Source organism: uncultured Campylobacter sp. (genome assembly GCF_938030815.1).
Lineage (GTDB): Bacteria > Campylobacterota > Campylobacteria > Campylobacterales > Campylobacteraceae > Campylobacter_B.
Genome location: NZ_CALHII010000164.1, coordinates 1 through 13170 on the forward strand (window position 1 = coordinate 1; position 13170 = coordinate 13170).

General features: G+C 48.2%; 7 protein-coding genes. All 7 read left to right on the forward strand.

The annotated features are described in order from the left end of the window. Positions 1-3433 (forward strand): DNA-directed RNA polymerase subunit beta (gene rpoB / locus Q0277_RS06510; protein WP_297996651.1); only part of this gene is annotated, 3433 nt, incomplete at its 5' end. Further along, positions 3430-7944 carry a DNA-directed RNA polymerase subunit beta' gene (rpoC, locus tag Q0277_RS06515; protein WP_297996653.1) on the forward strand — a complete coding sequence of 1505 codons (4515 nt, stop codon included), beginning with the start codon at positions 3430-3432 and terminating at the stop codon, positions 7942-7944. The genes rpoB and rpoC, both read left to right, overlap by 4 nt. Before the next feature lie 35 nt (positions 7945-7979). Further along, positions 7980-8369, forward strand: a complete 390-nt coding sequence (locus Q0277_RS06520; RefSeq protein ID WP_297996655.1) for a DoxX family protein — start codon at positions 7980-7982, stop codon at positions 8367-8369. 83 nt (positions 8370-8452) lie between these two features. Further along, positions 8453-8827 carry a 30S ribosomal protein S12 gene (rpsL, locus tag Q0277_RS06525; protein ID WP_005872613.1) on the forward strand — a complete coding sequence of 125 codons (375 nt, stop codon included), beginning with the start codon at positions 8453-8455 and terminating at the stop codon, positions 8825-8827. 69 nt (positions 8828-8896) lie between these two features. Continuing rightward, positions 8897-9367 carry a 30S ribosomal protein S7 gene (gene rpsG / locus Q0277_RS06530; protein WP_177386837.1) on the forward strand — a complete coding sequence of 157 codons (471 nt, stop codon included), beginning with the start codon at positions 8897-8899 and terminating at the stop codon, positions 9365-9367. Between the two features lie 9 nt (positions 9368-9376). Next, positions 9377-11452 carry an elongation factor G gene (gene fusA / locus Q0277_RS06535; protein ID WP_297996657.1) on the forward strand — a complete coding sequence of 692 codons (2076 nt, stop codon included), beginning with the start codon at positions 9377-9379 and terminating at the stop codon, positions 11450-11452. 631 nt (positions 11453-12083) lie between these two features. Beyond that, positions 12084-12614, forward strand: coding sequence for a thiol peroxidase (tpx, locus tag Q0277_RS06540; RefSeq protein ID WP_297996659.1), 531 nt, complete (start codon positions 12084-12086; stop codon positions 12612-12614). Positions 12615-13170 lie beyond the last annotated feature (556 nt).

The following is a 13170-nucleotide window of genomic DNA, read 5'->3' on the forward strand; positions in this document are numbered from 1 at the left end:
CAAAAAAGGAAAATTCCTGACCGATTTCGATCCGAAAGAATACGCGGGCAGGCTCGATTACGACATTATAAACGAAAAGGGCGAAGTGCTTCATCAAGCAAGCAAGCGCCTAACATCCAAAAAAGCAGAGAAGTTAGCAGAGGACGGACTAAAGCTAATCGAATATCCGGCTGAAATTTTAGCCGAGCGCTACTTAGCCGACGCCATCGTCGATAAAAACAGCGGCGAAGTGCTTTTTGATTCGCTAACTGCGCTAGATGAGGGCAAGCTAGCCAAGATCGCTAACACCGAGAAAAAATTTACGATCGCCAACGACCTAGCTAGCGGCGTAGATACTTCGATCATAAATTCCTTCATCCAAGATGCCGACGCGCTTAAACTCTTACAGCAAAGCGAGGGCATAGACGATGAGAACGATCTGGCTGCGATTAGAATTTACAAGGTTATGCGCCCGGGCGAGCCGGTGGTAAAAGAAGCGGCAAAGAGCTTCGTAAACGATCTGTTTTTTAATCCGGAGCGCTACGATCTGACCAAAGTCGGCCGTATGAAGATGAACCATAAACTAGGCATCGAGGCGCCGGAGTACGTAACCGTGCTAACCAGCGAGGATATTATCAAGACGGCGAAATATTTAATTAGAGTTAAAAACGGCGACGGCTTCATCGACGATCGCGATAATCTCGGCAACCGCCGCATACGTTCAATCGGAGAGCTTTTGGCAAACGAGATGCATCTTGGATTTATCAAGGTTCAAAAGGCGATCAAGGATAAATTTACTGGCATTAGCGGAAATTTAGATGAGCTTATGCCGTATGATTTCGTAAACCCTAAAATCATCACCACTACGCTTATGGAATTTTTCACTGGCGGCCAGCTAAGCCAGTTTATGGATCAGACCAACCCGCTTAGCGAGGTTACGCATAAGCGTCGTCTATCTGCGCTGGGCGAAGGCGGACTGGTTAAAGAGCGCGCAGGCTTTGAGGTGCGTGACGTCCATCCTACGCACTACGGTAGAATTTGCCCTATCGAGACGCCGGAGGGTCAAAACATCGGTCTGATCAATACCCTAGCGACCTATGCGAAGGTAAATGATCTAGGCTTCGTCGAGGCTCCGTATAAAAAGGTCGTAAACGGCAAGGTCACCGATGAGATCGTCTATCTTACCGCTACGCAAGAAGAGGGGCTCGTAATCGCTCCTGCGTCCGCTAAATTGGACGAAGAGGGCAATATTGTAGAAGAGCTTTTGGAGGTCAGAAAAGACGGCGAAAATATCATGGCTAAACGCGAGGATATTTCGCTGATAGACCTTTGCTCCGGTATGGTCGCGGGCGTAGCGGCGTCGCTGATTCCGTTTTTGGAGCACGACGATGCTAACCGCGCCTTGATGGGCTCGAACATGCAGCGCCAAGCCGTGCCGCTTCTACACTCTACCGCTCCTATCGTTGGAACGGGCATGGAGGCGATTATCGCGCGCGATTCGTGGGAAGCTATCAAAGCTAAACGCGACGGCGTCGTAGAAAAGGTCGATAATAAAAACATATTTATTTTGGGCGAAGACGAGAAGGGGCCGTTTATCGATCACTACTCGATGGAGAAAAATTTACGCACCAACCAAAACACTACCTTTTCACAGCGTCCTATCGTGCGAAAAGGTGACGTGATAAAAGCCGGTCAAATCATAGCCGACGGTCCTAGTATGGACGGCGGCGAGCTTGCGATTGGCAAAAACGCCCTCATAGCCTTTATGCCGTGGCACGGTTACAATTACGAGGATGCCGTCGTCATGAGCGAAAAGATGATTCGTGCCGACGAATACACCAGCGTGCATGTTTATGAAAAGGAGATCGAGGCTAGAGAGCTTAAAGACGGCGTGGAGGAGATCACGCGCGACATCCCTAATATCAAAGAGGAGGAGCTTACCCACCTCGATGATAGCGGTATCGTAAAGATCGGTACTCACGTCAAACCTGGCATGATCTTGGTAGGCAAGGTAACTCCGAAGGGCGAGGTCAAACCGACGCCTGAAGAGAGGCTTTTGCGCGCAATTTTTGGCGAGAAGGCGGGGCATGTGGTAAATAAATCTCTCTACGCGACCGCCTCTATGGAAGGCGTGGTGATCGACGTTAAAATTTTTACCAAAAAAGGCTACGAGAAGGATCCGCGCACGAACAAGGCCTATGAGGATGAAAAAACCGAGCTCGAAAGGGAGCATCACGATAGGCTTTTGATGCTCGATCGCGAGGAGATGCTAAAGGTAGTGGCACTACTTTCTAAAAGCGCTTTGCAAAGCGATCAAAGCCTCAATAAAAAAGATTATAAAAAGGGCGATAAGGTTAAAAAAGAGGAGCTTGAAAGCTCCAATCGCTTTACGTTAAATTCTTTCGTCAAAGCCTATTCTAAAGCTGTTCAGAAGGAATACGAAGAGCTAAAAAATCACTTCCAAAACGAGAAGCGCAAGCTCAAAGAGGAGCATGACGAAAAGATCGAAATTTTAGAAAAAGACGATATCTTGCCAAGCGGCGTCGTTAAGCTCGTAAAGGTCTATATCGCGACTAAGCGCAAGCTAAAAGTGGGCGATAAGATGGCTGGCCGCCACGGAAATAAGGGCATCGTTTCAAATATCGTCCCTGAGGTTGATATGCCGTATCTGCCTAGCGGACAGCGCGTGGATATCGTGTTAAATCCTCTCGGCGTTCCAAGCCGTATGAATATCGGTCAGATAATGGAGAGCCACTTGGGTCTTGTGGGCTGGCGTTTGGGCGAGCAGATCGCTCAAATTTTAGAGGAGAAAACGGACGAATGGTTAAAAACCCTTCGCGCCAAAATGATTGAGATCGCGGGCGTTTCCAAGCTAATGCAGGCTAAAAAGACGCTTGAGAAAATCAGCGACGAAGATCTTTTAAAATACGCTAGAGACTGGGCTAAGGGCGTTAGATTTTCCGCTCCGATATTCGAAGGCATTGTACCGGAGGATTTCAAAAAGCTATTTGAAATGGCGGGCATCGATCAGGACGGCAAGACCGAGCTTTACGACGGCCGCACCGGCGAAAAGATCAAAGAGCGCGTAAACGTGGGCTGCATGTATTATCTCAAGCTACACCACCTAGTCGACGAAAAAGTTCACGCAAGAAGCACCGGTCCTTACAGCTTAGTCACGCAGCAGCCGGTCGGCGGCAAGGCGCTATTCGGCGGTCAAAGATTCGGAGAGATGGAAGTTTGGGCTCTGGAGGCATACGGCGCGGCATACACGCTCCGCGAAATGCTAACGATCAAATCCGACGACGTCGACGGACGCTTGGCTGCGTATAAGGCGCTGACAAAAGGTGAAAACGTTCCGTCTACCGGAATTCCTGAGACATTTTTTGTTTTAACAAACGAGCTTAAATCGCTTGCTCTAGACGTTGAAATTTACGAGAATGGAGAGAATAAATGAGCGATAATTCAAATTTAGAAAGAATAGAAATAAAAGAAGACGCTAGAGTTCACGACTTCGACGCGTTTGCTATTAGGCTTGCTAGCCCCGAGCAGATCAAAGCATGGAGCCACGGCGAGGTCAAAAAGCCCGAGACTATTAACTACCGCACGCTCAAGCCGGAGCGCGACGGACTTTTTTGCGCTAAAATTTTCGGCCCAGTAAGAGATTATGAGTGCATCTGCGGCAAATATAAAAAGATGCGATATAAGGGCTGGAAGTGCGAAAAGTGCGGCGTCGAGATCACGAGCTCGAAAGTCCGCCGCACTAGAATGGGGCATATCGAGCTGGTAACGCCGGTGGCGCATATTTGGTACGTAAATTCCTTGCCTAGCCGCATCGGTACGCTTCTAAATATCAAGATGAAAGATCTTGAGCGCGTGCTTTATTATGAGGCTTACATCGTAGAAAGCGCGGGCGAGGCATTTTACGACAACGAAAATTCTAAAAAGGTCGAGAAATACGATGTTTTAAATGAGGAGCAGTATCAGAGTCTAAAAGAGCGCTTTTCGCAGACAGGCTTCGTCGCCAAAATGGGCGGTCAGGTGATCCGCGATATGCTAGCCGAGCTTGATTTGGTCGAAATTTTAAATTCTTTGAAGGAGGAGATGGCTAACACAAACTCCGAAGCGAAGAAAAAAACCATCGTCAAGCGTCTAAAGGTCGTCGAGAGCTTTTTAAATTCCGGCAATAAGCCCGAGTGGATGATGATTACAAATCTGCCCGTACTGCCTGCCGATCTACGCCCGCTCGTTAGCCTTGAGGGCGGTAAATTTGCGGTTTCTGACGTAAATGATCTATACCGCCGCGTCATCAATCGAAATTCTAGGCTCAAAAGGCTGATGGAGCTCGACGCGCCCGAGATCATCATCCGTAATGAAAAACGAATGCTTCAAGAGGCGGTGGACGCGCTTTTTGACAATGGACGTCGCGCCAATGCCGTGAAGGGCGCTAATAAGCGACCGCTTAAATCTCTAAGCGAGATCATTAAGGGTAAGCAGGGCCGCTTCCGACAAAATTTGCTCGGCAAGCGCGTGGATTTTTCGGGTCGCTCCGTCATCGTCGTAGGTCCAAATTTACGCATGGATCAGTGTGGTCTGCCTAAGACGATGGCGCTTGAGCTATTCAAGCCGCATCTAATCGCTCGCCTGCAAGAGAAGGGCTATGCTACGACCGTCAAGCAGGCCAAAAAGATGATCGAAAATAGGATCAATGAAGTTTGGGAGTGCTTGGAGGAGGTCGTAAAGGATCACCCGGTTATGCTAAACCGCGCGCCGACGCTTCATAAGATGTCTATTCAGGCGTTTCATCCCGTGCTCGTCGAGGGAAAGGCTATCAGGCTGCATCCGTTAGTCTGCGCCGCGTTCAATGCGGACTTCGACGGAGATCAGATGGCGGTACATGTGCCGCTTAGCCAAGAGGCGATCGCGGAATGTAAAATTTTAATGCTTAGCTCGATGAACATCTTGCTTCCTGCGAGCGGAAAGCCTGTCGCGGTGCCTAGCCAGGATATGGTTTTAGGAATTTATTATCTAAGCCTCGAAAAGCCGGGTGCAAAAGGAACGAATAAAATTTTTGCAAACGTCGATGAGGTAATGCTCGCCGTGGAGGCAAATGCCCTAGACATCCACGCTAAAATCAAAACGATGATCGATCGCCGCATTATCTTTACGACCGCAGGCCGCTTGATCATCAAATCGATCCTGCCTAGCTTTATTCCGGATCATCTTTGGAATAAGATTATGAAGAAAAAGGATATCGCCGAGCTTGTCGATTACGTCTATAAAAACGGCGGCCTTGAGATAAGCGCGGAATTTTTGGATAATCTTAAGAACTTAGGCTTTGAATCCGCGACTAAAGCGGGCGTTTCGATTTCCGTTTCGGATATCATCGTGCCGAAGTCTAAGGCGGGTCTTGTAGAAGAAGCTAAAAAGCAGGTCAGAGAAGTTCAGAACCAATACGGCGCGGGCTTGCTAACCGACGGCGAGCGCTATAACAAAACGATCGACATCTGGACCAGCACCAGCAAGAAGCTAGCCGATGAGATGATGAAGATGATGGAGAAAGATAAGGACGGCTTTAACTCGATCTATATGATGGCCGATAGCGGCGCGCGAGGTAGCGCGGAGCAGATCAAGCAGCTAGCGGGCATGAGAGGTCTGATGAGTAAGCCGGACGGCTCGATCATCGAGACGCCGATCACTTCAAATTTTAGAGAGGGTCTGAATGTAAATGAGTACTTCATCTCGACCCACGGCGCGCGTAAGGGTCTTGCCGATACTGCGCTCAAGACTGCAAATGCGGGCTATCTGACGCGAAAGCTGATCGACGTCGCACAAAACGTCAGAGTTACGATGCACGACTGCGGCACGCATGAGGGTATCGAGGTTACCGAGATCGTAGAAAACGGAACCCAGATCGAAAGTCTAGCCGATAGGATTATGGGTAGGGTGCTAAGCGCGGATGTGATCGATCCGGTATCGAATGAAATTTTATTTACCGAGGGCACGCTTTTGGGCGTTGGCGAGGTAAAAACCATCGTGGATTCGGGTATCAAATCCGTAAATATCCGCACGCCGATTACGTGCAAGGCCGAAAAAGGGGTCTGCGCAAAGTGCTATGGCGTAAATTTAGGCGAGGGCAAGCTGGTAAAACCGGGCGAAGCGGTCGGTATCATATCGGCGCAATCAATCGGCGAGCCGGGCACGCAGCTTACGCTACGAACCTTCCACGCCGGCGGTACCGCATCTACCGAGCAGCAAGATCGCCAAGTAATCGCCGATAAAGAGGGCTTTATCAGATATTATAACGTCAAGACCTATGAAAACGGCGGCAAAAATATCGTAATGAACCGCAGAAATGCCGCGGTGCTTTTGGTCGAGCCTAAGATCAAAGCTCCAATTACCGGTAAGGTAAGCATCGATATAACCCACGATGATGTGAATATCACGCTAAAAGGCAAGAAAGAAGAATTTAAATATACCATCCGACGCCACGATCTAGCCAAGCCTACCGAGCTTGCAGGTGTAAGTGGTAAAGTTGAGGGGAAATTCTACATCGTATTTAAAGACGGCGAAACCGTTGGAGAAAATGATAGTTTAGTAGAGGTTATAAAAGAAGACTGGAATATCCCTACTCGAATTCCTTTTGCCAGCGAACTTCGCGTCAAAGATGGCGAGCCGGTAACTCAAAAGATCAAAGCGGGAGCAAATGGTACACTTAAGTATTTCATCCTAAAGGGCGATTATTTAGAGAGGTTAAGAGATATCAAAAAAGGTCATGTCGTAAGTGAGAAGGGTATGTACGTAGTCATCTCCGATGACAACGGCAGAGAAGCGATCCGCCACTATATACCGCGCGAATCGGTCATTACCTATGATGATAATAGCGTCGTAAAAAGCGAAGATCTTATCGCTAAGCCTAAAAAAGACGATCGATTGATTATCGCCGAGTGGGATCCGTATTCTATCCCGGTAGCAGCAGAGTGCGAAGGTAAGATCAGTTTCGAGGATATCGAGCCTGGATACACCGCTACGGAGCAATATGACGAGACTACAGGTCAAAGCCGTTTGGTTATCAACGAATACCTACCGCAGGGCGTCAAACCGGCAATTATCGTAACTCCTAGCAAGGGAGAGCCTATCAAATATAATCTAGGACCGAAGACCGCGATTTTTACGAACAAGGGCGATCAGGTAGCGATTGCGGATATTTTGGCTAGAACGCCGAAGGCTGCTGCGAAATCAAAAGATATCACCGGCGGTTTGCCGCGTGTATCGGAGCTATTTGAGGCGCGTCGTCCAAAAAATACCGCGATCATCGCAGACATCGACGGAACCGTCCGCTTCGATAAGGCTTTGCGCGCGAAAGAGCGTATTATAATCGAGGGCGAGGACGGAACGAGCGCCGAGTATCTAATCGATAAGAGCCGCCAGATCCAAGTGCGAAACGGCGAGTTCGTCCACGCAGGCGAGAAACTTACCGATGGAGTTATCAGCTCGCACGACGTGCTTAGAATTTTAGGCGAAAAGGCGCTGCATTACTATCTGATAAGCGAAATTCAACAGGTTTACCGCTCTCAAGGCGTCGTCATCAGCGATAAGCATATCGAGATCATCGTATCACAGATGCTCCGCCAGGTCCGAATCGTCGATAGTGGCGATACTCAGCTAATCGTCGGCGATCTCATTAGCCGCCGCAGATTTAGAGAAGAAAACGAGCGCATTATGAAAATTGGTGGCGAGCCTGCGATTGCAGAGTCCGTGCTACTGGGCGTAACTCGTGCGGCCGTCGGAAGCGATAGCGTCATTTCGGCAGCGTCCTTCCAAGAGACTACGAAGGTTTTAACGGAGGCTAGCATCGCGGGTAAATTTGACCGATTAGAGGACTTAAAAGAAAACGTCATCCTAGGTCGTATAATCCCTGTGGGAACGGGTCTGTATAAAGATAAGGAAGTTAAACTCAAAAAATAATTTTGGGCGCAAGCCCTAAATTTAAAGGATAAAGCATGAATATGATCAACATAAATTTCGGTCTGTTGTTTGTCAGGTTGGGGCTTGGAGTTTGTCTTTTAATGCATGGAATTTTTAAGCTCACTCACGGCATAGACGGCGTAAAATCGATGCTGGTAGCCAGAGGAATTCCGGATCTGGTGGCTTACGGTGCATACGTAGGCGAGGTGCTGGCGCCAGCGATGATAATCATAGGCGTATTTTGCCGCATAGGCGCTCTGCTTGTGATCGCAAACGTGCTCATGATAATATATGTCCTACACACTCCGTTGAGCGCGCTTACCGGCGTGGGCGGATTTGAGCTGGAAATCATATATCTGTATCTTTCTGCTGCGATCTGCTTAGTGATCTGCGGCGGCGGAGAGTTTGTACTGATTAGAGATTAAAATTTAGTTAAATTTACGTTTCTGTAAGTTTAAACAAAGTATAATCTAAATCTTTTTGAATAAATTTTTGTGAAAGGAAAGATGTGCCAACCATAAATCAATTGGTCAGAAAAGAGCGCAAGAAGATTACCGAGAAATCGAAGTCCCCGGCGCTAAAGAATTGCCCTCAACGAAGAGGAGTTTGTACTAAGGTCTATACTACGACCCCTAAAAAACCAAACTCTGCGCTTCGTAAAGTTGCCAAAGTAAGGCTTACTAGCGGATTTGAAGTCATCAGCTATATCGGCGGTGAAGGTCACAATCTACAAGAGCACTCCATCGTGCTAGTTCGCGGCGGTCGTGTAAAGGACCTACCGGGCGTTAAATATCACATCGTCCGCGGTGCACTCGATACTGCAGGCGTTGCAAAACGAACCGTTGCAAGATCAAAATACGGTGCTAAACGACCTAAAAAATAGTTTAGCCGAAACAGACCGGCACTAGATTTTGCCGAGTTTGAGTAAAATTTTAAAATTTGAAGGAATAAAATGAGAAGAAGAAAAGCTCCCGTTAGGGAAGTTATGCCTGATCCGATTTATGACAGCAAAGTAATCACAAAATTTATTAATTCGCTTATGTTCGACGGTAAAAAGAGCGTCGCTACCGAGATCATGTACGGCGCCTTAAATTTCATCGACAATAAAGGCGGCGAGAAGAAAGGTATCGAAATTTTTAACGATGCCATTGATAACGTTAAGCCTTTGATGGAAGTAAAATCTCGTCGAGTAGGCGGCGCCACATATCAGGTTCCGATCGAGGTACGACCGGCTCGCCAGCAGGCTCTGGCTATCCGCTGGATCATCTCTTTTGCAAGAAAAAGAAGCGAGCGCACGATGATAGAGCGCCTGGCTTACGAGCTTATGGACGCCGCAAATTCTAAAGGCTCTTCATTTAAAAAGAAAGAAGACACCTACAAGATGGCAGAAGCCAACAAAGCTTTTGCGCATTATCGTTGGTAGGAGGGCATCATGGCAAGAAAAACCCCTTTGCATATGGTTAGAAACATCGGTATCGCCGCTCACATCGATGCCGGAAAGACCACTACGAGCGAAAGAATTCTATTTTTTACCGGTATGAGCCATAAGATCGGCGAGGTTCACGAGGGCGCCGCTACGATGGACTGGATGGAGCAGGAGCGCGAGCGCGGCATCACGATCACATCTGCCGCTACCACATGCTTTTGGAATAATCATCAGATAAATTTGATCGACACTCCGGGTCACGTTGATTTTACTATCGAAGTCGAGCGCTCGATGCGCGTTTTAGATGGTGCGGTAGCAGTATTTTGCTCGGTCGGAGGCGTTCAGCCTCAAAGCGAGACCGTTTGGCGTCAAGCGAATAAATACCATGTTCCGCGCATTATTTTCGTAAATAAAATGGATCGCGTCGGCGCAAATTTCTATAATGTCGAACAGCAGGTAAAAGATAGGCTCAAGGCTCATCCAGTTCCTATTCAAATTCCGATCGGCGCTGAGGACGATTTTAAGGGCATTATCGATTTGGTTACTATGAAGGCGCTCGTTTGGGATGATAGCAAGGGTCCTTCAGCTCCTGAGATCGTTGAAATTCCTGCCGAGTTACGAGAAAAAGCGCAAGAGTATCGCGACAAGATGATTGAGGCGGTAGCAGAGACTGATGAAGCTTTGATGGAGAAGTATTTTAACGGCGAAGAGCTAAGCGTAGAAGAGATTAAAAAGGGCATCAAGAAAGGCTGCTTAAGCCTAAGCTTCTTTCCTATGCTATGCGGTACTGCATTTAAAAATAAGGGCGTGCAGCCTTTGCTAGATGCGGTCGTAGATTATCTACCTGCGCCTGATGAAGTGCCTGCGATTAAGGGTCAGTATGAGGATGGCAGCGAGGTTCACGTAAGTTCTACCGACGAGGGTGAGTTTGCGGGTCTTGGATTTAAGATTATGACCGATCCTTTCGTAGGTCAGCTTACATTTGTACGCGTTTATCGCGGCGTTTTGGAAAGCGGCAGCTACGTCGTAAATACCGGCAAAGGCAAAAAAGAGCGCATCGGACGCTTGCTAAGGATGCACTCGAATAAACGCGAAGAGATCAAAGAGCTATATGCGGGCGAGATCGGCGCCGTTGTGGGTCTTAAAGACACTCTTACGGGCGATACTCTAGCTAGCGAAAAAGATAAAGTAATTTTAGAACGTATGGAATTTCCTGATCCCGTTATCAGCGTAGCTGTAGAGCCTAAAACCAAAGCCGATCAAGAGAAAATGGGTATCGCGCTTCAAAAATTGGCGCAAGAAGATCCAAGCTTTAGGGTTGCGACGGACGAGGAGAGCGGACAAACTATCATTTCGGGAATGGGCGAGCTGCACCTTGAGATCATCGTAGATAGAATGCTTAGAGAATTTAAAGTCGAAGCAGAGGTCGGACAGCCGCAGGTCGCATATCGTGAGACTATCCGCAAAACGGTCGAGCAAGAGTACAAATACGCCAAGCAATCAGGCGGTCGCGGTCAATACGGTCACGTATTTTTGCGCCTAGAGCCTTTGGAGCCAGGCACCGGATATGAGTTCGTAAACGATATAAAAGGCGGCGCGATTCCAAAAGAATACATCCCTGCGGTCGATAAGGGCTGCCAAGAGGCGATGCAAAATGGCGTTTTGGCGGGCTATCCGGTCGAGGATGTGCGCGTAACGGTCTATGACGGAAGCTACCACGAAGTCGATAGCTCCGAAATGGCGTTCAAACTCGCCGCTTCTATGGGCTTTAAAGAGGGCGCTAGAAAAGCGGGTGCCGTGATCTTGGAGCCTATGATGAAGGTCGAGGTAGAAACCCCTGAGGAGTATATGGGCGACGTCATCGGCGATCTAAACAAACGTCGCGGACAGGTCAATAATATGAGCGAACGCGGCGGCAATAAGATCATCGACGCATTTTGCCCGCTTTCGGAGATGTTCGGTTACTCGACCGATCTGCGCTCTCAGACGCAGGGTCGTGCGACCTATTCGATGGAATTTGATCACTACGACGAGGTTCCTAAGAATGTCGGCGAAGAGATCATCAAAAAGCGCAACGGTTAAGCTTAATGGGTGTCAGGGTGCGGCGATAGCTTTATCGCCAGCCCCCGACGCTTCTTTGAATTTTAAAACGGTGTTTAAATTTAACCTGCTTTACAAGCCAAAATTTTAACTCACGCTCTAGCTTCAAATAAAATTTCAACCCATAAATTTTGATTTCTGTAGATTGCAAATTTAGATCAAAAAATTTCAATTAAATTTAAAAATTCAAAACATAATTTAAAACGCGCTCATGATGCCGCGCCTATCGTTTTACTAGAGATTTTTTCTTTCGCAGATAAAGCGCACATACAGCGCTATATGCTTTGATTTTTATTCACAGACAAAATCGCCGCAAGCGGGATCGCGCAAACGGGGCGAAATTTTACCTTCGGCGCAGCCTTAAGGCGGAGCGCAACTATCATAGACTATCGGATTGCGACCATCAGTGCTTTATGCTAAGTCGCGGTATTCTCGGGGTACTTTAATTGCGCCGCCGCTTCGCGCTGTAAAATTTCATCTTTGCAGAGCGATCTATACACCGCTCATATAAGCTGAGCTAGCGCCCGAACTTGCCTATTTTTCGGATTTAGCAGGCGTTTGCTTTCGCGGGCTTATAATGCGCCCGTTTTAAATTTCAAAACAAAGGAAAATCATGCAACAAACCAAATTACAAGGCGTAAGCGTCGGCCTGTCAGGCAACGAGCTTAAGCTTGGAGATAAGGCGCCAGAGGTTAGTCTGGTCGCGGCTGATCTTAGCGAGGTCAAAGTCGGCGGCGGCACGGGCAAGGCGCAGGTCATCATCGCCGTGCCGTCTCTGGATACGGACGTGCGCGCGACCGAGACGCGCAAATTTAATGAGCGCGCCGTGAGTATAAAAAATACCGAGGTTTTCGTAGTCTCGATGGACCTGCCGTTTGCCGCGGGCAGATTTTGCTCGACCGAGGGGATCAAAAATTTACGCGCCCTAAGCGATTTTTGCGATAAGGAGTTTGCGCGCGCATACGGCGTGCTGATCGCGGACGGCGCGCTTGCGGGGCTAACGTGCCGCGCGGTTTTCGTCGTGGATACCGCGGGCAAGATCGCCTACAAGCAGATCACGGACGACATCGTAGATGAGCCCGATTACGACGCGGCGCTGAATGCGGCGACGTTTGCGAGCGGAAGCGCTGCGACACAGGGCTGATGCAATTTCTAGGTCTACGGCGCAGACGTTGCTCGCTTAAATTTGGCGGGCTTAAAATGCGCGGACGGGCGCCTTGCTCGCCCGCAACTTTAAATTCTAAAATTCCACGGCGCCCTGAAATTTAGCAGACCACGTCTGAAATTTCGGCGGATCTGCGCCGGTGATCCTCTTTGCGCAGTTCGCAATAGAATTTTAAAATTCTATCCCCAATCAATTTATAAATTTATCTCACATTCGGTATGCTTTTCGATCCGTCGGCACATATTTTGGATTTATAAAAAAAACAGCGCGCGATCGGGTTAAATTTGAGCGCAAAACACAGGCGGCAGTATCACGAGGCCAGACCGAGCGACTTAAAATTTTACGATGGGAATTGCCGTATGGGCGGCAATCGAGTAAAATTTTAAGGCAACTAAATATAGCGATGCGAGGAAATACTGCTTCACGGAAATAAGGCAAAAGTATTTTTCGCGAAATCTTGGCGAATTTAAATTTGAGCAAAAGAATGCAAGTGGCAGTATCGCGAAGCTAGACGAGGCGCGGATGAAATTTGCGG